This window comes from Paenibacillus sacheonensis (genome assembly GCF_009909195.1).
In the GTDB taxonomy this organism is placed as follows: domain Bacteria; phylum Bacillota; class Bacilli; order Paenibacillales; family Paenibacillaceae; genus Paenibacillus_Z; species Paenibacillus_Z sacheonensis.
Window position 1 is genome coordinate 87,054 of sequence record NZ_JAAAMU010000007.1, and the last position, 22,034, is coordinate 109,087.

Consider the following 22,034-nt stretch of genomic DNA (forward strand, 5'->3'; position numbering starts at 1 on the left):
AGTAATACGATTATCGTGAGAAGACACTTGAATGTAAATAGAAAGAGCCTATTCGGATTAAGAATCGGCTCTTTCTTATATGGGATCGATAGTTTGGCGCGGGTCCGAAGCGGGAACGCCTCCTATTAATAGGGATTGGAGGGCATCATTTCCCAGGCCAGGATGGATTCATAGGAGGCCGAGCCTCCTTCGCAGTAGAGATACACGCCGGTGCTGTCCGGACGCTTCGGATACACCCGTCTTGCGATTGCCTGCCGATCGTTCGCGAACAGCTCGATGACGGATTGATCGAGAAATATCGTCAGCTCGAGCTTCTCGCCGTCCGCCAATCGGAAGGGGCCTGCTTCGCGGATCGGCATGCCGTCCGTTCCGCTGCGGGTCGAATCGAACACGAGCTCGCCGGCTTCCGCGTCGTAGTAGAGCAGCGTCTCTTCCTCTCCGTCCGCCGACGCGCGCACCTTCAAGCCGACTTTGGCGGAGGTTCCGGGCGCGATCGTCAGCTTGAGCTCGGAAGACCCGCCATGGATGCCGGTCAGCTCGAGGCTCTCTCCCTCCCGAAGAATCGCGGCGGGGAATTCCATCTCGTTGTACCTGAGCGCGGCGAGCTCGTCGACCGGCGCCTGGCGCAGCTCGCCGTCTTCGCCCAACCACAGCGTGCGAGGCAGGCTGTATACGCCGGACCATCCGTATTTCTCCAGATCGTCCTCGGGATTATCGATCAGCCATACCCACATGATCTGCCGGCCCTTCGCGTCCATTAACGCTTCCGGAGCCAAGAATGCCCGATCGCCCCAGGTCATTCGGCCGTGCCGCTCCGGCAGGAATCGCTCCCCTCGGTAATCGCCGATGTAATACTGGCAGCCCTTGTTATGGGAAATGAACAGCTGCAGGTACTTATCGGAAGGCTCGCCCCCGTCCCTGGATGAAGGAAGCGGGAGAAAACTCGGACACATGTTGTCCTCGGATTCCTGCGTCCACTCGTTCGTTCGGTCGCGCTCGTAAAAGCGTCCCGCGTATTCCCAATTGACCAAGTCGGCCGAACGGAAGAGGTCCGTGTAATCTCCTCTCGCTTCCAGCGGGGAATCCGCTGCTCTCCCGAACTTCCCGAGCACGCATAAATTGCCGGTCTGCATGTAGTACATGCCGTTATGCTTCCAAATATTGCTCGGGTCGCAGCAGCCCGCGGAGATGATCTCCCCGGAAGGACCGACAAGCTCGATAATGCCGAGCTCCGTGGCTTGCAGCGCGAGCTTCTCGAACTTCTCCCACTTGTCGTAGTGGCGGTCCGAGCTCTTGGCGATGCCGACGCCGCCTCCGGACATCGTCGCCAGGTCCGTCGCCAGGCTCGAATACGAGAGATAGGCCGTTCCGTCGTCGTCGACGAACGCGCCTCCGCTGAAGGCGCCGTTGTCCCCCGGACTCGCTTCCAGCGCATCGGGGTGAAATCGCCAATGAACGAGATCATGGCTGGAAACATGCCCCCAGTTATAGCTTTCCGTCGTCGAATAGTGATCCCTGTACAGATACATCAGATGATACCGGCCGTTCGCATAGAACGTGCCGTTCGGGTCGCCGGGCCAGCCGAACCCTTCAGGTACCGCGAAATGGTACCCCGGCCGGTAAGGATCGTCGAGCAGCTTGAATCGGATCTCCTGCGCACCCCGGATGGCATCATGAAGATGCTGCTTGTTCATGGTTTCCGCTCCTCCTCTGGATCAGCATGGCTTCGGCAGACGCTTTCCGCGCGTCATGCTAGGGAAGCAGCTTGAAATTCGGCATGTAGCCGTGGATTCGGAATGCCCGGAAGCCCTCGGCATAGCGGCATCCGGCCTGCAATCCTCTGAACTTGTCGGCGATCTCCAAGATGTTGAGCAGGTTATGCGTCTGGTAGACGTCCATCCAGTTGAATTGGCTGGTATGCTTGGACAAGGCTTCCTTCTTCGTATCGAATACATCCGAGATATCGACGTACGCTTCCGGAAGAAAACCAATTCCTACGGCCGAAGAATAGTAAAAGAGCGAAGGGTTCTTCGCGATCGGCGGCTCGTCGGCGGGAATCAGCTTGCCCGGAATCGACAGCATGACCTCGCTGACGATCTTCCCGGTGACCGCATGGTCCGTGCTTGGATCCTCGGGATAATTGACCAGAATGACGTCCGGATTGGCCCAGCGAATCGCGTTGATGACCGCGCGCCGCGTCTCGGGCGTGTCTTGCAGGCCTTGGTCGTCGAAGCGCAGGAAGCGGACTTCCGCGCCCAGTATCTTCGCCGCGTCCAACTGCTCCTGCTCCCGCTGCGCGGCGATCGCCTCGCGGCTCTCGTACTCGTTGGAACCGATGTTGCCGCTCGTCGTCAGGGCGATATAGATGTTGTGTCCTTGCTGTTTGTACTTCAGCAGCGTTCCCGCGCAGAACACTTCGATGTCGTCCGGATGCGCGCCGATGGCCAATACGTTCATAGGGATCCTCTCGCTTTCTTAATGGGGTTAAACATGTGGGACGCAATGAATGAGGAATGAATGAATGAATGAATGAATGAATGAATGAATGAGTAAATGAATAAATATCTTTAACGAAGTTAACCATTATCAAGTAAAGCTGCACTTCATTTAACGGGGTTAAACTTTAGTCAATCGTATGACGTTCCAGCTCAGCTTCGGCAGTATCGTCCGCAGACGGCCGTCGCGGAGCTCGGAGCTGCCTCCGGCATGCGGCGTTACGCGAAGCGGCTGGACCTCCGTATTCCGGGCTTTGGGATCCGGACCGTCCAACACCAGATGCTCGGCGATTCGATAACCGGCGAACTGCCGGAGATCCGCTTCGACTTCGAGCCCTTCCTTCAAGTCCCGATTCACCGCGAATATCGTCAACTGCTCCGACTCCTCGTCGTAGACGGCGGCGGATTCCAGATACGGAACGTCCGTGTACGCCGCGGAGTCGTACTTGGGACTGCGGATGATCGGCTTGAGCGAGACTCCGCGGCCATACAGCGAGGCATGCATGTACGGGTAAAAAATCGTCTGCCGCCACGCATCTCCACCGTTCGCGGTCATGATCGGCGCGATCACGTTCACCAGCTGCGCGATGCAGGCCATCCGAATGCGGTCCGCGCGCTTCAGCAAAGATATGATCATGCAGCCGACCACGATCGCGTCTTCCAGCGTATACGCGTCCTCGATCCGCGGAGGCGCGATCGTCCATCGCTCGATCTGCCGGTCGGCATCCGCGCTGTGATACCAGACGTTCCATTCGTCGAACGACAGCATCATGGTCTTCTTGCTGCGCTTCTTGGCCTTGGCGTAATCGCAGACGGCGATGACGGAATGAATGTAATCGTCCATCTCGAGCGTCTTCGCGACGAAACTGGCCGTATCGTCCTTGCGGTTGCCGTAGTACGCATGAAGCGACAAGTAATCGACCTGGTCGTACGTATGGTCCAGCACGGTATCTTCCCATTGGCCGAACGTCGGCATGTCGCGCATCGAACTGCCGCAGGCAACCAGCTCGATCGAAGGATCGACCCACTTCATCAGCTTGGCCGTTTCCACCGCCGCGCGCCCGTATTCGTCCGCCGTTTTGCCCCCGATCTGCCACGGTCCGTCCATCTCGTTGCCCAAGCACCATGTCTTGAACTTGTGAGGCGCCTCGTAGCCGTGCGATCGGCGCAGATCGCTCCAATACGTACCCCCGGGATGGTTGCAATACTCGATTAAATTCCGGGCATCCGCCGGCCCGCGCGTGCCGAGGTTAACGGCCATCATGACTTCCGCGCCGACCTTCTCCGCCCATGACGCGAACTCGTTCGTGCCGACTTCGTTCGTCTCCACGGCCGCCCATGCCAAGTCGAGCCTCCGCTTGCGCGCAGCGGCGGGGCCGACCCCATCCTCCCACTCGTACCCCGATACGAAGTTGCCGCCGGGATAGCGGACGATCGGGACGCGAAGTTCCCGGACGAGCGCAATCACGTCCCGGCGGAAGCCCCGTTCGTCCGCCTCCGGATGGCCCGGCTCGTAGATGCCGCCGTAAACGGCCCGGCCGACATGCTCGATGAACGAGCCGTACAGCCTCGGATCGACGGTGCCGATGACGAATTCCTTGTCCACGATCATGCTCGCTTTATTCATAGTCTTCGGACTCCCCGTGGCGGTGCGTTTTCCAGCCCATATATTTCCCGAGCGCTTCTTCGATCGAGTCGGCCACCTTCGACATATTGGAAGAAACGTGGTGCTCGAATCCGTTCTCGCAAATATAGCGCAGCAGCTTCTGGAACTTCGGAACCTGCACGACGCCGTAGCCTCCGAACGTCAGCAGCGGATCGCGGGTGAAGATCCCCTCTCCGGTATACGCCGCGATGCCGCCGTTCAAATCGTCGGTCGCGATGCTGCAGTACGTGAACGGGCTCGCCTTGATGCGGCCCTGGATCGTGCCGAGCGTATTCTCCCGTCCGACCGTGCCCGACAGAATCTCGTGGTAGTCCATATGAATCTCTTCGAAAACTTCCTTCGGCAAATTGCTGCAGTGGAAGACGACGCCTTTGTCCGGATCGTCCCCGTAGTTGTTGTTCCAATCGAGCAGCGCGCTCGGTCTGCCCGAGGCTTCCTGTAGGGCGTACATGCCGACGAGTCCGGTGATGTCGACTTCGCAGGCGCTCGGGATGAGGCTGCTGCTCAGCATGCTCATGACCGTGCAGGGCACGATGCCGAAGTACTCTTCCATCGACGTCCAGCATTGGAGCGCCGTCCCGGATAGATCGTTGTCGTCCATCCACTCTTCGACGACGACGCCGAGCGACGCCATGCGGACCAAATTGTCCTTCGGGAATCCCTTCACGTTGACGTAAGCCGCGATCTCTTCCAGCTTGCGCCGTACCTCCGGATCGCCCTCCTTGCGCTTGTTCGCGCGTCCGAACACTTCGGACAGATCGAGCGTCTCGATCGTGATCCCCGAGCGTTCCAGCAGCTTCTCGCTGTAGCGCACCGTATTGAACGAAGCGGGGCGGGCCCCGATCGAACCGAGACGGGCGCCGCGCAGCGACTTGACGACGCGGCAGGTTGCGGCGAAGCGCTGCAGGTCCGCGCGGAAGCCCGCGCTGTCCGGCTTCACCGTATGCAGCGTCGTTAACGTGAACGGAATGCCGTATTGCTTGAGGTTATTGCAGACGGACATTTTGCCGCAGAAGCTGTCCCTCCTGTCCTGGATGCCCATCTTCCCGATATCGTCGGCGAAGGCGTGCACGAGCACGGGTACGTCCAGGCCGGAGTACCGGATCGTATTCGCGACGGCCTTCTCGTCCCCGAAATTCGGCAGCGTGACCAGGATGCCGTCGATTCGGTCGCGGTTCGCCTTGAACAGATTGCCGCATAATTTGGCGTCGTCCAGCGTCATGACCGCGCCGTGCTTGGTCGCGCCGACGTCCAGGAGGACGGCGTCAATGCCTTCCTCCTCCAGGATGCGGACGATCTCCGCGCGTCCCGTCTCGCACAGATGTCCGGGGAAAAACCCCCGGTTCCCGACGATGACGCCCAGCGTCGTACGTCCTCTTGTTTTGCGTGCCATCGATTGTTTCCCCCTCTTATTCGTCGCTGTCCGCTCCTATCGGGTCGGCCGGTCCGGCCCATACGCCGGCACGTTCCAGCCAACGCCAATCGGGAAGCTGCCTTTTCGTCGGAAGCCGATCCCATCCCGAATCGATTCGGGCCTGCACCTTCTCCCAAGACGGGATGCCGCCCGTCGCGCCGAGCTGCTCGACGCTGAACGCGCCGACCGCCACCGCGGCGGTCATCGTTTCCTCCGGTCCGAGCGCCAGCAGGAAGCCCTTCAAGAACCCGGCGATCGTGCAATCGCCCGCGCCGGTCGTCCCTTCGACGCGGGTGCGGAAGCAGGGCGACCATAATTCCCGGCTGCGCCATTCCTCCCCGATGCCGCAGAACCGCTCCGAGCTGCGCAGGTAGAGCCCGGCTGCGCCGAGCTTCAGCACGACCATGCCGCAGCCCATCGCGAGAAGCCGTTCGGCAAGCTCCCGGATCGTCTCCGTGGAGACATTCTCGCATAGGTCATCGCTTCCGCCGGCGAGATGCTCGTAACTTTCCCGCCCGATCATCATGAGCATCTCTTCCAGACTGGGCATGAAGATGTCGACGAAAGGCAGCGCCCTGGACAGAATGCCGGTCCAATCGGCTGCATAAGCGGCCGTTCCCCTGCCCGGCATCGCCATGTCCAGCGAGACGGTCATGCCCTGCTGCCGCGCGGCCCGCAGAATGCCGGCCAGCCGTTCGCCGCCGTCGGCGTACATCCCCTTCATCAGCGGCGGATAGCCGAAGTGAAAATGGCGCGTGCCGGCGCTTCGTTCCCAGTCGATATCCTGCCCGGCGAACGTGTCGTTCGTCCCGGGGCAATGAAGGAATATCCGGTCGGTTCCCGGAGGATTGACGACGATCGTGTACGAGCTCGTTTCTCCGGCCGCCTGGGCGATGCTCTCCGCGAACGCCGGATGGATTTCGCTGAGCAGGCGCAGCGTTAAGCTGCCGAAGAAGTCGTCGCTTACTTTCCCGACGAGTCGCACCTTCGCCCCGAGCTTATGGAGCGCGATGCCGGTGTTCGAGACCGCGCCGCCGGTGCTGAACTCCGCGGCGTCCGTCTCGATCAGGCCGCCCGGGGTCAACCTCGCGGCGCCGGATTCATGCGGGTCCGCACTGGAGTCCGAGCCCGTACGGAACCTCGGAATGACGTCGATCGAGATATGGCCGCACACCATCACGTCGCAAGCCGCCTCCGCTTCCTTGCCGGTCAGCGTCATTATCGCCGCCTCCTTCCTCCTGTCAGCCTAGTGCTTCACGTACCGTCGCCAATAGTCGACGGATTCCCGATGATCGGGAATGATGCTGAACTCCGACGACCATGCCTCGCGGTGATAAATCTCGAAGATCAGCTCCGCCTCCGCCGCGCCGGACGCTTCGATGGCTTCGATGACTTTGTCCGCATGAATGATGCCGATGTCGTTATACGGCTTCGTGAACGGCCAATGCCGGCTGTGTCCGGCTTCCGTCTGCTGCAGATGGATGATCGGCGACTCGCTGCCGAGCTCCCGGATCCAGCGGTACGGATCGCGATCCTGCGGGTGCGGGGCATGGCCGGGATCCAGGCACAGCTTGAACGGAAGGCCCGCTCCGTCGTTCAGCCTGGCGAGCAGATCCCGCGTATCCTCGACCGTGTTGGCGAATTCCCGCGGGACGGACATCGGCTCGATAATCATGCACGTCATGCCGAGATCGCGGCAGAACCAACTGAGCTCCTGCCAGTGCCGAATGCCCTCGGCGGTCCTCTCTTCCCGGCGGACCGGATCGTCGTAGTCCGCGAAGGTCAGAATGCCGGGATGGCCGCCGGTCATCTTGGCCCCCATCCGCGCGGAGATCGCCGCGAACCTCTTGAACCAGTCCAACCAGGCTTTGCGGTGTTTCGCGTCCGGATGCATGAAATGATTGACCCGCGTATACGAGCTCAGGAAGCTGCTCGTGATCGACAGCTTGTATCGATCCGCGTACTTGATGATCTCTTCCGTCTGTTCTTCGACGATGTCTTCGGGCAGGTAGACGTTAAGCAGGTCCGCGACGAACTGCACGTACCGGAGCCCCATCTCCTCCGCGACGATGCGGGTCCAGACCTTGGGCTCGGGATACTTGTTGTTCGCGAAGCCCATGTTGATGCCCAGCTTCAAATTCGGCGCCATGGAACGTAATCCCCTCGATTCGATGTTTTCTTGGCTTTGGCGTTCGATACCGTGACGCCCGCGACGATGAGCGCGCCGCCCGCGATTTGCGCGAGCCGGATCGGTTCGCCCAGGACGGCGTAGGCGACCAGGATGGCGACGAACGGCGGGATGTTCATGTACATCGCGCTCGCCGAGGCGCCGACCTTGGAGATGCCATGGTTCCACCAGAGCCCGGCCATCCCTTGGGCGAACAGCGCCATGACGATCAGAAGCGCCCACGGATAGGGTTGCCCGCTGTAATACATATGGCCTTGCAGCCGTTCGGCTCCTGCCGCCGGGATCATCAGCAGCGTCCCGATGATCGTGGAATACAGCGTCACGTCCCGGGACTTCATCGTCATCGTCGCCTTGCGGATCAGCAGCACGCTCGAGGCCAGCATCGTCATGGCGAGCAGGATGAAGAGGTCCCCGCTCGAGGCGTCCGTCACGCGGCCGCCGTTCAAGACGATAATCGCGACGCCGGCCAGCGCGACCAGCGCGCCGGTCAGCTTGAAGGCCGTCAGCCTCTCCTTCAGGATGGCGCGCGCGAGGAAAGCCGTGGCCACGGGAGACAGCGCGATGATAAGCGCCGCGTTGCCCGCGCTCGTGCGCGCGAGGCCGACGAAGTAGAAAATCTGGTACAGCAGCGAGCTCGTAACGCCGATCAGGATAAGCAGCACCCATTCCTGCCGGTTCGGCTTGGCGATCCCTCCGCCCCGCAGGCTTACGCCTATCAGCAGCAGGCAGGTGACCGTTAATCGCGCGAACGCGAGCAGGATCGGCGAGAATGCCGTCAGCAGATAAGCGCTGGCGACGTAATTGCCGCCCCACAGCAAGGTGACGCCGAGCAGCTGGAATACAACCGAACGATCCGACATGCAGCGCCTCCGCTAATTCGCCGTTTCGAACCGGTACGTGCCCGAGCCGGCTTCGATTTTCCAGTAATCGTGTTCCTCCGCAAGCGAGAAGATGCCCTCCGCCTGCCCGGCCGGCACTCCGCTTTCGCTAAGCGGGCCGTCTCCGGTCTTCGGCACGTACACCGTCGCCGTCGTATTCGCCGGGATTGTTACCGTATGCGCGATGCCTCCGGCCGTCTTCTCCCATGTCGAGCCGATTCGGCCCCGGACGGTCTCGATCATGCCGCTGACGCGGGTCAGGTCGCCGAGCACGCAGGGCTTGATGATGCTCGTTCGGTACCCGTTCGAGCCGGTACGAATGCCCGCTAGATGCTTGTAGAACCAATCGTCGATCGTGCCGAGAAAGTAGTGGTCGTAGGAACGCGTTTCCTCTTCCCACGCTTCCCAGAACGACGTGCCGCCGACGGCCAGGCAGTAGCCCCAGCTCGGGTACGTCGTCTTGTTCGCGAGCTCGTAAGCGAGTTCGCCATGACCGTGTTCCGTCAACGCAGGCGCCAGGAACTTCGTGCCGAAGCAGCCCGTGTCCAAATGTCCGTTCGTCCGCGTCCGGATGTCCTCCGCCAAATTCGCCGTCACGCGTGGAACATCGGCTGCCGGCGCCGCGCCGAAGGCGACCGGGAGCACGTTCGACGTCTGCCGGTAGCCCACTTCGATCGGCGTGCGGTAGACATGCCGCTCGGCATCGTAGAATTTTCCGTTCAAAGCGATCTTCAGCCGCTCTTCGGCCGCCAGGTATTCCGCTGCGTCCGCTTCCTCTCCCAGCACCTCGGCGATTCTCGCCATCAACGTGCAGGAATGGAACACGTAGGCGGTCGCGAGCAGATCGCCGCCTTCCGGACCGATGAACGGTCCCGGCACCGCCCAATCGGCGTAGCTCTCGTCCGTGCTCGTGCCGTCGACCAAGCGTTTCCATTCGTATTGCAAGTACCGCTTCATGCCCGCGTAGTGCTTGCGCAGCGTCTCCCGGTCTCCGTAGTACTCGTATAACGTCCACGGGATGATGATGAATGCCGACATCCACGCCGGCGAAGGCGTCATGTACAGAAACGGGCCCGGCGCCGTGTGGCAGACCGCTCCGTCCTCATCCTGCGAATCCGCGATGTCCTGCACCCATTTGGAGAAGAACGCCGTCAGGTCCAGGTTCATCGTCGCGCATTCGGCGATCGCCTGGGCGTCCCCCAGCCAGCCTCTCTTCTCGTGGTACGGCGTGTCGGTCGGAATGCTGTGGAAGTTGTTCAGCATCGTATCGACCATGGCGCGGTGGATCCGGTTGAACAGCGGATTCGAGCATTCGAAGCTGCCGATCGCGTCGACGTCGTTGTGGAACACCAGCGCTTCCAGCTTCAGCAGATCGATGTCGCACGAGCTCTCGATCTGGATATAACGAAACCCTTTGTAGCTGAACTTCGGTTCCCAGCTCTCCTCGCCTCCGCCTTTGCAGACGTAGACGTCCTCCTGCGCGTTCTCCCAAAATTGATGATCGTAGCCGCGCTTCCAAATATCCAAGGTGCCGTCTTCGCGCAGCCGCTCGTCGTAGATCAGCTTCACGCTCGTTCCGCGTGCGGCGGTCAACGTCAGCCTCGCCCAGCCGGCCGTTACTTTGCCGCAATCGTACACGTAGACGTTCGGCTTCGGCTTCCCGATCGGAACGAACGGGACCGTCTCCACGACGCGGATCGGCGGGACGAAAGCAGCCTCGATCGCGCCTTCGCCGGGCGTCATGAGGTTGACAGGCGCCCAGTGGTCGCTCGCGAATCCGGCCGTGTCCCAGCCGCTCTGCTCGAAGCGGGCATCGTACTTGTCGCCGTACCAGATATTGTCGTCCCGGGTCGGGCCGTCCGCCGTCCGCCACGTTTCGTCGCTCACGATCGTGCCGCTCGTTCCGTCCGCGTAGTCGAGCTGCAGCTGAAGACGGAATTTCGGCTCGATCGTGCCCGTGCTCGGTTCCGGCTTGCTCAGCACGTCGCCGATCCAATCTTTCTGGTAGGCATAATGCCCGCGTCCCAGCTCGACCCCGATGCAGTTGCATCCTTCCGCGAGGTAAGCCTCGCCCTCGAACGTCAGCGCGTACGTCCGCTTCGGAAATTGCGTATAATCCGGCTGAAGCAGTCCGTCGCCGAGGCGGTATCCGTTCAGGCTCAGTTCGAAATAGCCGAGGCAGCAGATGTGAAGGCGAGCCGTCTTGACCGGCTTCTCGACGTCGAATTCCTTGCGGAGCAGCGGAGCCGGACCTCTTCGCTTGATCCGCCCCCACGGCGCGTCGCCGTACTCCGCGATCACGTTCGCCGGCTGCCATTCGCCGTCGTCCGCGCCCTTGCAGGACGCTTGCCAATCGGAATCGGTCGAGATGAGCTCGATCGATCCGTCCTCGTAGTGGAGTTCGAATGCGGCGATGAAGCCCGCCTGTTCGCCGTCCGCGATCGCGGCTTCGCAGGTCAGCGCGTTATCCCCTTCGCCCAGCTTGGACGTGAAGTCGATATAGGTGAAGGGAGAAGTCCAATCCTGCTTCCATCTGGCATTCTGCTTGGCGATCGTGCTGCCGTTGACGAACAGCGTGAATGGACCGCCGCAAGTCCCGTGGAAGATCGCCTGCCGAATCGCCTTATGCGACGGGAGGCCGAACGTGCGGCGGAAGACGACGGTCGCGTCCGCCCGGGCAGGCAGCGAATGCCAGATCCACTTGCAGCCCTCGAGCGGGTTATAGTCCGAATTGCCGCCGATCCACTTCCCCTGCCATTCTTCGGGCAGCAGCAGCCCCGTCTCGAACCAAGCGGCGGCGCTCCATTCCGAAGCAGCGCCGCTCCCGTCCCAGACCATGACTTTCCAATAATAGCGTTGGCCGGACGCCAGACGCTTTCCCGCGTAGCGGATCTGCAGCGTTTCGTCCGAAGCGACTTTCCCGCTGTCCCAGACGCTCCCGGCCGCTTGCGCCAATCGCTCGGCGTCCGTGTCGACGAGGATGCGATAGCCCGTCTGCCGCTGCGCCCGCTCGGATGCGTCCAGCTTCCATCCGAACAGCGGCTGCTGCGTGATGATCCCCAGCGGCTGGAAGGTCTGGTCCGTTTTTAATTCGTAAGCTTTCATTGCGTTTCAATCCTCCCGCTTGTGATGGTCAACACGGCTTTTCCGGATAATCCGGAAGGCTGCGGCGACTCGACCTGCTGTCTTTCCTTATGTCCGTACAGTCGTCTGTCGCGAATCTGCCGGATTCTCTCCGTGAAATACGGCCAGTTCTCCGAGACGGGAGACGCCGGCTTCGGCTCTGCCAAGTCCGGAGACAGCATATGGTTGATCCAGAGATTGACGACCTTGATGCGCAGCGCGTTCTCTCCCTCGCGCAGCCGGTCCGTGATGTCCAGGCGCCTCGGAGCCTTCCAGAGAACGCCGGCGCTCTCGCCGTTCACGAATGCTTCCGCCACTTCGCGCACGCCTTCGAGCTCGAGCCAGATCCTGCTTGCCGGCGGAATCTCCGGGAGGACGATCGTCTTCTCGTAATAGGCATGGCCGCAGTAATATCTCGTCTCCTCGAAGCGTTCCCAGGTTTCAAGCCGCGCCAACTCGCGTTCGAAGCCCGCCTCCGGTATCCGCAGCGTCCAATCCCGCGAGATGTCCTGCAGCACTTGTGCGTGCTCCGCCGTCGCCCGCAGCATCGAAGCCTCTCCGGCCGTCTCCGGAAGGTCGTCGTCGAAGATGACGACGAACGATTGGAACGGTTCGAACGCGAGCTCGACGACCGTCGCGCCGCGATGAACGAAACGAACGGTTTCGCGCGTCATCGGATCCAGCACGACCGCGGAACGGCCGCCGTATTTGAACGTTATCCGCGCCAGTCTCGCTTCCCCGGACACGTTCGAGACGAAATAAAGATGCCCGTTATCAAAGATCCGGTGGACGTAGCCGATCGTTTGCGCGGCCGGTTCCGGATCGCCTTCTTCGCCGATCGATTCGATCGCGACGACGGGAACCTGCGACTCGCGCATACGCGCTATCAACCCGTCTTCGTCCGCGACTCGGATCGTTTTTCCTTTGCCGACCGGATTCCATTCCCCGGCACGGCCGCCCAGCAGATCGTCCATCAGCTGCCGCAGGTTCTTGTTGTTCGCTTCCCGTCCGACATAACCCGGCACCGACCGCGGACGATCCCCGACGACGATTAACGTGCCGCCTTCGAGCACGAACGCCTTCAGCCGGTCCGCCGTTTCCAGCGGCATCCGGGCGACCTTCGGCAGAATGATCGTCCGGTACCGGTTCGCGCCGATCTCCATCCCCTGATCCGTCAGGCGGGACAACGCTGTCACGGCTTCGTCGTTCAGGAAGTCGAACGCGTAGCCGGCCTTTTGCACCCGGTCGACCAATGGCTTGCCGATATGCTCCTCCAGCTTCATCGCCATATGCAGCTCCGCGAGGGGCGTGGAAGACCAGACGTCGGCCTGCGGCAAGTAGATGGCGGTCTCCGCATAACTGTCGCCGGCCTGCAGGAACGCGGACGCCGAATGAATGTAGGCGGACAGGATCGGATAGTATTCCCACCACGTGTTGTTGTGCGAGATGAAGGAGGACGCGTAGAAAGCCCAGCCCGGTTTCCCCGCCGATTCCGGCGAATAGGAATAGCCGTGGTTCGCGATTTGGTTGATGCCGTCGAGGAATACGGCGTCGACCGCCGCTTTCATCATTTCCAGCGTCTCCGTGAATCGCGGCGTGCGCAGCCAAGTGAACGTCTCGTTCGTGATGACTTTGCGCCCGTATACATGGCCAGCGGACGAAGCGAGCCGCCGATGGACCGCGTTCACCTCGTACTTGTCGTTCGCGCCGAACGTTTCGCCTTCGGGATAATCCGCCGCGGCGTACGCCTGCAAGATATCGCCCCACGTGCCGTGCGCCTGGATGCGGGTTTTCGATCCGCGCGAATGGCTCCAGTCGGTGAAGTTGCGGAAGAAGTTCTCGATCGTCAGCTCCGAGAACGTGCGGTAATAATCGTAGCGGATGTCCCCCGTCGCTTCGCCGATATTGCCCCATAGCGCCGGCATGAAGGGCGTCAAGTCGTACCCTCTGCGCGCCAGGAATTCCGCCGGCAGGATCTTCGTCCAGTTGTTGCCGCCCAGCTCGATCGAGTCGCAGAAGAACGCGCGGACGCGGCCTTTGCCCAGCTTCTCGATCAGCGGGTCTCCGAATTGCGCGAAGTAAAAATCCGAGACGTCTTTGCGGCAATGGTCGATGGCGTAGCCTTCCATGCCCGGCGCCGGGATGCCGACCTGCTGCTTATACATGTTCGTGATGAAGATATAGATTTTCCAATGGCCTTCCGGAACGCTCACCTTGTTCAGCTTGTGGCCCCAAGGCCAGCCGTGAAGCCAGGTCGCGTCCAGATATTCCGTCAGATCCGTCAACGTGCCTTGCACGATCGCTCCGTTCTCGAACTTGCCCATGACGGCATGGCTGGGATTGCCCGGCAGGATCGTCGTGAAGTCCATCTCGTATTCCGTTGGACCGACGAGGTCGATCTGATAAGGGATGAGAATGTCGGGCGCCATGTCGTAAGGAACGAACGGGCCTCCGAACGGCCAGCCCGAGCACAGCGTCAAGTCGACGAACAGCCCCAGCCGCTCGGCTTCCGTCAGCGCGTGGTCCACCATGTCGAAGAATTCAGGCGAATAGTACGCGCGATTGCGAATGCCGTCCGCTTCGGAATCCTCCTGCAGCGGATAGGTGATCTGGATCTCGACGCCGCCCAGCCCCGCTTCCTGCATATGCGCAAGCTCGCGGCTGATCTGCTCGCGAGTCACCGCCGCGCCGTACCACCACCAGCGCGTAAAGCCCTTCGCTTCGACGGAAGGGTTCAGCAGCATCTTGCGATAATCGTCCATGCGCGTGCCGCTCATTCCGCTGCCTCCAATGCCGTTTGCAAATCCTCGATGAGATCGGCCGTATCCTCGAGTCCGACGGAAATCCGGATCAGCCGATCCAGCCGCGGCTCATACTCCGTCCCGGCAAATTGGTCATGTCCGCCGCTCATGCCCGGCGAATACGCGAGGCTTTCGAAGCCTCCCCAGCTCACGCCGATCTTGAAGTACCGCAAGCGATTGATCACCCGGGCGGCGGCATCCTTCCCTCCGTGAAGCTCGAAGCTCAACAAGCCCGACGGCTGGTCGAATTGCTTGCTGGTCATTGCATGCTGCCCGTGGCCCGGCAGGAACGGAAAATTCACTTTCGCCACCTTGTCGCTTGCCTCCAGCATCCTCGCGATCTGCATCGCAGAATCGGCATGCTGCTTCATCCGGAGTCCGAACGTTTTCAGGCCGCGCGTCACGAGCCACGCCTCGAACGGGCCTAACGCGCCGCCGAATATGCCGTACTCGACCTGAACGATGCGATCGATGATCTCGCGGGACGCGATCACGGCCCCGGCAATCACGTCGCTGTGGCCGCCGAGGTACTTGGACGCGGAATGGACGACCACGTCGAATCCCCATTCCAGCGGGCGCAAATTCGCGGGCGTGGCGCATGTATTGTCGATCACCGTTCGCAGCCCATGTTCCTTTGCCAGGCTTACGATGGCTTCGAGATCGAATACGTCCATGAAGAAGGTCGAATACGACTCGCAGACGATCAACCGGGTATTCGGCTTTATCGCGGCGCGTACGCGCTCCGTATCCCGGAAATCGACGAAGTCGGCCGCTATGCCGAACTTGTGCATATAGGAACCCAGAATCCCGAACGTTCCGCCGTAGGCCGGCGTGCTGCAGATCGCATGATCGCCCTGCTTCAAGAAATGGAACAACACGGCGGATATCGCGGCCATTCCGGAGGCGAACGCTTTCGCCGCTTCGCCCTGTTCCAGCGCGGCGAGCTTCTTCTCCAGTACGTCCAACGTCGGATTGCTTACGCGCGAGTAATAATGGCCTTTCCCCTCTTGAAACGCTTCGTACGACTCATGAACGAACGTCGAATTCAGAAAAATAGGCGGAATAACCGCACCATGAACGTTCTCTTCGCCGAAGTGGGTCAGCATTGTCTGCATGCGTGCTTTCATGGATCGGAGCTCCCCCTTTCGTTTGCCTATAGCTTGTTTGGATCACGGAAGCAATGAACCCGCGATATTGCGAGGATACGCTTTGGCTCTGATGAAGCCTTCCGCATAAAGAACCCCGCACTGAATCCCCCGGAACCGGGAGGTGATCTCGATCATCTCCATGGCGTTGGAGCCGTATTGATCTTGCAGCCAGTCGCCGATTTGGCTCTTATGCTCGGCGAGCATTTCTTTCTTCGCTTCGAACGTGTCCGTGATGTCGACGTATTCTTCCGGTTGAAAGCCGAGACCCGCGACGCTCTCGATAAAATAAACGATCGGAATTTTCGCCAGCGGCGGGCTGGCGGTCTTGATGTTGGGAACGGTCGTCATGATCGCGACGTCGTTGGCCATTCTGCCGGTAATCGTATGATCCGGATTGTAGAGATCCTCCGGCCAGTGCGTCAGCACGACGTCTGCCCGGCTGGCGCGCATGGCTTCGATGAAGGCAAGCCTCGCGTCTTCCGAATCGAAGAAGAACTCGTCGCGGTAACCCAGCCATAGAAGGTCCGCGCCGATCACCTTGGCCGCCGCGATGGACTCGCCCTTGCGTATCTCGGCGATTTCCTCTTTGGTATGGGTCGCAGAGCCGACTTCCCCGTTGGTCGCGATCGCGATCGTTACCTTGTCCCCGCGGTTCGCGTATTTCGCCAATGTCCCTCCGCACCAGATTTCAGCGTCGTCGGGATGCGCGCAAATCGCCAATACGTTCATCGTAGTTCTCCTCTCCTCTCGATCATCATCGCGATTCCTTGTCCTCCGCCGATGCAGAGGCCGGCAACGCCAGTACGTCCGTCCCTTCGCTCCAGCTCATGCAGCAGCGTGACCAGTATTCGCGCTCCGCTGGCGCCGATCGGATGCCCAAGTGCGATCGCTCCACCATTAACGTTCAGCCGCCCTTCGTCGACCCCGAGCGCTCTCGCGACGGCGATCGCCTGCGCGGCGAAGGCTTCGTTCAGCTCGAACAGGTCGATGTCGGCCGGAGAACCGATGCCGGCCGAAGACAACAGGCGGCTCGTCGCCGCGTGGGCGCCCATACCCATAATCGACGGATCGATAGCGCTGCTGGCGTATCCGCGTACGGTCGCGAGCGGCCGAATCCCGAGCTCGCCCGCTTTGTCGGCGGACATTAGTACGAGCGCCGCGGCCCCGTCGTTGATGCCGGACGCGTTGCCGGGCGTCACGGTGCCGTCCTGACGGAACGCGGGTTTCAATCGGCCGAGCGATTCGGCCGTCGTGCCGGGACGCGGATATTCATCCTTGTCGAAGACGAGCGGCTCGTCTTTCTTCAGGGGAACGCGTACCGGCACGATTTCCCGCAGGAACGCGCCTGTCTCGATCGCCCGTTCCGCTCGCTGCTGGCTCATCGCCGCGTATGCGTCTTGTTCCTCGCGAGAGACGCCGTAACGCGCGGCCACGTTCTCCGCCGTGATGCCCATATGCACGTCGTTGATCGCGCACCGGAGACCGTCGCTGAGCATTGCGTCGACGAGGGGGGCATCGCCCATTCGAAGTCCGGCGCGCGCTTCGTTCAGCACGTACGGCGCCCGGCTCATGTTCTCCATGCCGCCTGCGACGACGATATCCGCATCGCCGGCCCGGATCGCCTGCGTCCCGAGCACGACCGCCTTTAATCCGGATCCGCACACTTTATTGATCGTCATGGCGGGAACCTCGTTCGTGAATCCCGCCCGGATCCAGGCTTGCCTTGCCGGATTCTGTCCGAGCCCCGCCTGAAGCACGTTCCCCATGATGACCTCGTCGACCTGCCCGTCGCGCAATCCGGCGCGCGAGAGCGCCTCACGAATGACGATCGCTCCCAATTCGGTCGCGGGCACGGATGCCAGGCTGCCCTGGAAGCTCCCGATCGCCGTCCGTACGCCGCTGACGATAACGACTTCCTTCATGCCCGCATCTCCCCGTCGGTCCCGCCCAGCCGGTCGCATACCCGGTAACGGGCTTCGGTCTTCTCCCGCACTTCTTCCGCCGTAACGCCGGGCTGCAGCTCGACGAGCGTCATTCCGCCATCCCGGAAATCGAACACCGCAAGCTCGGTGATGAGCCGATGCACGACCCCCTGCCCCGTCAGCGGAAGCGCGCAGGATCGCTTCACCTTCGAATCTCCCTGTTTGTTCGCGTGTTCCATGATGACGACGACCCGCTTCGCGCCGTGGACCAGATCCATCGCTCCGCCCATGCCTTTCACCATCTTGCCCGGGATCATCCAGTTGGCCAAATCTCCGTTCTCCGCGACCTCCATGCCTCCAAGAATCGCCAGGTCGACATGCCCGCCCCGGATCATCGCGAACGAATCCGCGCTGTCGAAGCAGGCGGCGCCGGGCACGGCGGTCACCGTTTCCTTGCCCGCATTGATGAGATCCGCGTCCTCGCGCCCTTCTTCGGGATAAGGTCCGATGCCGAGAAGGCCGTTCTCGGACTGGAGCATGACGCCGCGATCGGCGGGAATTTCATTCGCGATCAAGGTCGGCATCCCGATCCCGAGATTGATATGCATGCCCGGCTCGATCTCATCGAGCGCCCGCGACACGATGATCGAACGGCTGTCCCTCATACGCGTTCCTCCTCCGGTCTCCGCGTCGTCAGGCGCTCGATCCGTTTCTCGTACTGCCGGCCGCGCAGAACGTGCTGCACGTAGATGCCCGGCGTATGGATCCCGTCCGGATCCAGCTCGCCCACGTCCGCGAGCTCTTCGGCTTCCGCGATCGTGATCCCGCCGGCTGCCGCGGCGAGCGGGTTGAAGTTGCGGGAAGTGCGGCGATAGACGAGGTTGCCGTAAGGATCCGCCTTCCATGCTTTCACGAGCGCGAAATCGGTCTTGATCCCCCGTTCCAGCAAATAAGCGCGGCCGTCGAACGTTCTCGTCTCCTTGCCGTCCGCCACCGGCGTGCCTACCCCCGCAGGGGTATAGAACGCCGGGAGGCCGGCGCCGCCGGCGCGCAGCCGTTCGGCCAGCGTTCCTTGCGGGACGAGCTCGACTTCCAGCTCGCCGCTCAGGAATTGCCGCTCGAACGCCTTGTTCTCCCCGACGTACGAAGCGATCATCTTCTTGATCTGCCGGTTCGCCAGCAGCAGGCCGAGGCCCCAATCGTCCACGCCGCAATTGTTGCTGACGATCGTAAGTCCGCTCGTTCCCCGTTCCCGCAGCGCCGCGATCAAGTTCTCCGGTATGCCGCATAAACCGAATCCGCCGACCGCGATCGTCGCTCCGTCCGGAATGTGCCCTATCGCCTCTTCGGCCGAACGCGCTACTTTATTCATGCTGCCAATACCTCCTATTGGGCCGTATAGCCTCCGTCGATCATCAGCGTCGCTCCGTTCACGCCGCGCAGCTTGTCGCTCGCGGTCATGGCCGCGTAATCCGCGATCTCTTCCGCATCCAGCAGCCTTCGCTGCGGGACGAGGGGATAGATGACTTCTTCCAGCACGTTATCCACCGGTACGCCGCGCGAGCGCGCCAAATCCTCGAGCTGCCCTCGCACGAGCGGGGTATCCACGTAACCGGGGCATAGCGCGTTGACGGTGATGCCGTGTTCGGCTCCTTCGAGCGCCGCGACCTTCGTCAAGCCGATCAAGCCGTGCTTCGCGCTGTTGTAAGCCGCCTTGCCCGCGAACCCGACTACGCCGTTGATCGAAGCCATGTTGAGAATGCGCCCCCGGCGCTGCCGCTTCATGATCGGAAAAGCGTGTTTGATGCCGATGAACGCGCCGGTAACCATCACCTGAAGCATGTATTCGAATCGCTCCGTCGGAAATTGCTCGATCGGCGAGACATGCTGCAAGCCCGCGTTATTCACGAGAACGTCCAGACGTCCGTGTATCTCTAGCACGCGCGCGATCGCATCCGCGAACTGCGTCTCGTTCGTGACGTCCAGCTCCATTCCCTCCGCGGCCGCGCCATCCTCTTCCAGGCCGCGCGCGGCAGCGGCCGCGGCTTCGCCTCTTCTGTCGGCCAGGACGACGATCGCCCCTTCGTCCGCGAACTTCCGCGCGATCGCCAATCCGATTCCGCTCGCCGCTCCCGTTATGAACGCGACTTTGTTTGCCAGTAACATGGGTATCGGCCTCCTTGCCGCTGTCCGCCTATAATATTTGGCCGATCCGCGGTTGGAACTGCGGGTCCTTCGGATCGTAAAACACCATTTCCCGTTCGAAGCTCGCGCCGTAGCGTTCCAGCTTCGTCACGTCGAGGTCGATGCCGAAGCCCGGCCGGTCCGGTACCGCGATTCGGCCCTGGTTGAACGCCAATGGCTCGCGCAGCAGATCGCCGGTCATGAAGTTCAGATGCGTGTCGTTCGCAAACGGGAAGTTTCGCGAGGAGGCGACGAAATGCGCGTTGCCGAGCGTTCCGATGCCGGTCTCGGCCCAGCTTCCCGTAACGCACCAAATGCCGGCATGGTTGGCCAGGTCGACGATTTGCTTCGCTTTCAAGATGCCGCCGGCTTCCGACGGGTAGACGAGAAAGCACGCGCATGCCCGCTTGTCGATCAACCGCAGCGCATCCTCGTAAGTGGCGCAGCCTTCGTCGGCGATGATCGGCACGTCGACCGCGCGCGCGACGGCGGCCATGCCGTCCACGTCGTCGTAACGGGTCGGCTGCTCGACCATCTGCAGATCGTATTTCTCCATCGCCCGGATCGCTTTGATGGCGGTAGGAACGCTCCAGTTCTGGTTCGCGTCGATGCGGATCTTCATCGCCGGACCTACCGCTTCGCGCACCGCCTTGACTCGCTTCGTATCCAGATCGATGTCCCTTCCGACCTTCAGCTTCAGTTCGGTATACCCCGCCGCGGCGAATTTCCGGGCTTCTTCAGCGTTGGCTTCCGGCGCATCGATGAAGATGTAGCCGGCGAACGCGACGTCCGATTTCACTTTGCCGCCCAGCAAATTGTAGGCCGGCGTGTTCAATATTTTCCCTCTCAAATCAAGCAGCGCCATCTCGATGCCCGCCATGCCGTAGTAGCCGATCTGCTTCCAATTGACGCAGTATTCCTCCAGCCGGTGAAGGATGGATTCCAGCTCCATCGGATCGCGGCCGACGACGAACGGGGCGAATTCCTTGTCTACCACCGTTTGAATAACGGGTATGGTCGGCCCTACCGATTCGCCGACGCCGATCAAGCCTTCGTCCGTCTCGATCTGGATAATGAGCGATGGGGCGCTGTACCTCGTGCCGCCCGACCATTTTTCGCCTTTGTAAAACGGGATTTTGATCGGTTTCGTGCGAACGGCCGTAATTTTCATTGCGATTCCTCCTGATTGTCGTCTATGGAAACGATGATTTTGATCGCTTCGTCGGTCTGGCTTCGAGCGAAAGCGATCGCTTTATCCATCTCGCCGAACGTATAGGTATGCGTAAGAAGCGGTTTCACCCTCGCCTGGCCGGCCGCCAGCATCTGAATGACGCGGGGCCATACATGCGGGGCGTTGGTCGAGCCAAGCAAGCTCAGTTCCTTCAGAACGACGGTTTGCATATCCACCGTTATGGGCTTGCCGGCGAGTCCGAACAGGAGCAGCCTGCCGCCTATTTTCAAGATATCGATGCTTTGCGCGAGCGACGTCTCCGTTCCCGCCGCGTCGATGACGATGTCTTGGGCGTTCGACGCGGGCGGGATCGCGTCCGGATCGCGCAAGTTCGTCGTTTCGTCCGCGCCGAGCTCCCGCGCCAGCCGGAGCCGGTAGTCCCGCATGCCGATCATGCGGACCTTGCCCGCGCCGGCCGCTTTCAACAGCTGCACGAAATACAAGCCCGTCGGGCCGTCGCCCACCACGGTCGCCTGATCGCCGATCCGCACGTCCAGCTTATCGATGCCGCCCAGGCAGCAATGCAGCGTCTCCGCTTGGGTCGCTTCCGCGAAGCCGACCGCGTCCGGCAGCAGGTAGAGGTTGGCCGCGGGAACGACCATGAACCGCTGCCAGCCTCCGGGATAATGAAGACCGAATTCTCCGGAATCGAGGCAGCGGTGCTTGTTCCCGGCTAAGCACGCCTCGCAGGCGCCGCAAGCCGTTAACGGATCGACGCATACGCGGTCGCCGGCCCGCCAGGAAGCAACGCCCGCGCCGACTCGCTCCACGACGCCTGCCAATTCATGTCCGAGCGGCAGCGGCGGCTTGCCGAATTCCGCATGGCCGCTCATGATGTGCAGGTCGGTGCCGCAGATGCCGATCGCCCGAATGCGCACTTCGACTTGACCGGGACCCACGTCGGCGCGTTCGGCTTCGCGCGGCGCCATGGCATTGAATCCCGTCCATTCCCACATTTGATTTCGCGCGTTTGCGTTCGTCATG

The 22,034-nt window shown here is 61.5% G+C and carries 17 protein-coding genes; all 17 read right to left on the reverse strand.

Annotation, left to right across the window (positions count from 1 at the left end):
- Positions 1 to 125: 125 nt before the first annotated feature.
- Positions 126 to 1,694 (reverse strand): glycoside hydrolase family 32 protein, encoded by a 1,569-nt coding sequence (locus GT003_RS15390; protein ID WP_161699277.1) that lies wholly within the window; start codon positions 1,692 to 1,694, stop codon positions 126 to 128.
- A 58-nt stretch (positions 1,695 to 1,752) separates the two neighbouring features.
- Positions 1,753 to 2,457 carry a PIG-L deacetylase family protein gene (locus GT003_RS15395; protein ID WP_161699279.1) on the reverse strand — a complete coding sequence of 235 codons (705 nt, stop codon included), beginning with the start codon at positions 2,455 to 2,457 and terminating at the stop codon, positions 1,753 to 1,755.
- 159 nt (positions 2,458 to 2,616) lie between these two features.
- The gene (gene arfA / locus GT003_RS15400; RefSeq protein ID WP_170312238.1) at positions 2,617 to 4,122 is read right to left on the reverse strand and encodes an arabinosylfuranosidase ArfA; all 1,506 of its coding nucleotides are present in this window, start codon (positions 4,120 to 4,122) and stop codon (positions 2,617 to 2,619) included.
- Positions 4,115 to 5,554, reverse strand: a complete 1,440-nt coding sequence (locus GT003_RS15405; RefSeq protein WP_161699281.1) for an L-fucose/L-arabinose isomerase family protein — start codon at positions 5,552 to 5,554, stop codon at positions 4,115 to 4,117. The genes arfA and GT003_RS15405 overlap by 8 nt, the downstream gene beginning before the upstream one ends.
- A gap of 16 nt (positions 5,555 to 5,570) precedes the next feature.
- A complete protein-coding gene (locus GT003_RS15410; RefSeq protein ID WP_161699283.1) occupies positions 5,571 to 6,794 on the reverse strand; it encodes a carbohydrate kinase family protein in 1,224 nt (407 codons plus the stop codon).
- A 27-nt stretch (positions 6,795 to 6,821) separates the two neighbouring features.
- Complete coding sequence (locus tag GT003_RS15415; RefSeq protein ID WP_161699285.1) at positions 6,822 to 7,724, reverse strand: sugar phosphate isomerase/epimerase family protein; 903 nt, start codon at positions 7,722 to 7,724, stop codon at positions 6,822 to 6,824.
- Positions 7,709 to 8,623 carry a DMT family transporter gene (locus tag GT003_RS15420; RefSeq protein ID WP_161699287.1) on the reverse strand — a complete coding sequence of 305 codons (915 nt, stop codon included), beginning with the start codon at positions 8,621 to 8,623 and terminating at the stop codon, positions 7,709 to 7,711. Before GT003_RS15420 ends, GT003_RS15415 begins: the two co-directional genes overlap by 16 nt.
- 12 nt (positions 8,624 to 8,635) lie before the next feature.
- Complete coding sequence (locus GT003_RS15425) at positions 8,636 to 11,746, reverse strand: alpha-L-rhamnosidase (RefSeq protein WP_161699289.1); 3,111 nt, start codon at positions 11,744 to 11,746, stop codon at positions 8,636 to 8,638.
- Complete coding sequence (locus GT003_RS15430) at positions 11,743 to 14,541, reverse strand: glycosyl hydrolase (protein WP_161699291.1); 2,799 nt, start codon at positions 14,539 to 14,541, stop codon at positions 11,743 to 11,745. The genes GT003_RS15425 and GT003_RS15430 overlap by 4 nt, the downstream gene beginning before the upstream one ends.
- Positions 14,538 to 15,692, reverse strand: coding sequence for a trans-sulfuration enzyme family protein (locus GT003_RS15435; RefSeq protein ID WP_161699293.1), 1,155 nt, complete (start codon positions 15,690 to 15,692; stop codon positions 14,538 to 14,540). The genes GT003_RS15430 and GT003_RS15435 overlap by 4 nt, the downstream gene beginning before the upstream one ends.
- Positions 15,693 to 15,734: 42 nt before the next feature.
- Positions 15,735 to 16,442: a PIG-L deacetylase family protein gene (locus tag GT003_RS15440; protein ID WP_161699295.1), complete on the reverse strand. Its 708-nt coding sequence runs from the start codon at positions 16,440 to 16,442 to the stop codon at positions 15,735 to 15,737.
- Complete coding sequence (locus GT003_RS15445) at positions 16,439 to 17,635, reverse strand: acetyl-CoA C-acetyltransferase (RefSeq protein ID WP_161699297.1); 1,197 nt, start codon at positions 17,633 to 17,635, stop codon at positions 16,439 to 16,441. The genes GT003_RS15440 and GT003_RS15445 overlap by 4 nt, the downstream gene beginning before the upstream one ends.
- Positions 17,632 to 18,300 carry a 3-oxoacid CoA-transferase subunit B gene (locus GT003_RS15450; RefSeq protein WP_161699299.1) on the reverse strand — a complete coding sequence of 223 codons (669 nt, stop codon included), beginning with the start codon at positions 18,298 to 18,300 and terminating at the stop codon, positions 17,632 to 17,634. The genes GT003_RS15445 and GT003_RS15450 overlap by 4 nt, the downstream gene beginning before the upstream one ends.
- Entirely contained in the window at positions 18,297 to 19,007 is a 711-nt protein-coding gene (locus tag GT003_RS15455; protein WP_161699301.1) for a CoA transferase subunit A, read from the reverse strand. Before GT003_RS15455 ends, GT003_RS15450 begins: the two co-directional genes overlap by 4 nt.
- A 14-nt stretch (positions 19,008 to 19,021) precedes the next feature.
- Positions 19,022 to 19,801: a 3-hydroxybutyrate dehydrogenase gene (locus GT003_RS15460; RefSeq protein ID WP_170312239.1), complete on the reverse strand. Its 780-nt coding sequence runs from the start codon at positions 19,799 to 19,801 to the stop codon at positions 19,022 to 19,024.
- A gap of 28 nt (positions 19,802 to 19,829) precedes the next feature.
- Positions 19,830 to 20,990, reverse strand: a complete 1,161-nt coding sequence (locus GT003_RS15465) for a mandelate racemase/muconate lactonizing enzyme family protein (RefSeq protein WP_161699303.1) — start codon at positions 20,988 to 20,990, stop codon at positions 19,830 to 19,832.
- Entirely contained in the window at positions 20,987 to 22,033 is a 1,047-nt protein-coding gene (locus GT003_RS15470) for a zinc-dependent alcohol dehydrogenase (RefSeq protein ID WP_161699306.1), read from the reverse strand. The genes GT003_RS15465 and GT003_RS15470 overlap by 4 nt, the downstream gene beginning before the upstream one ends.
- Position 22,034: the final 1 nt, after the last annotated feature.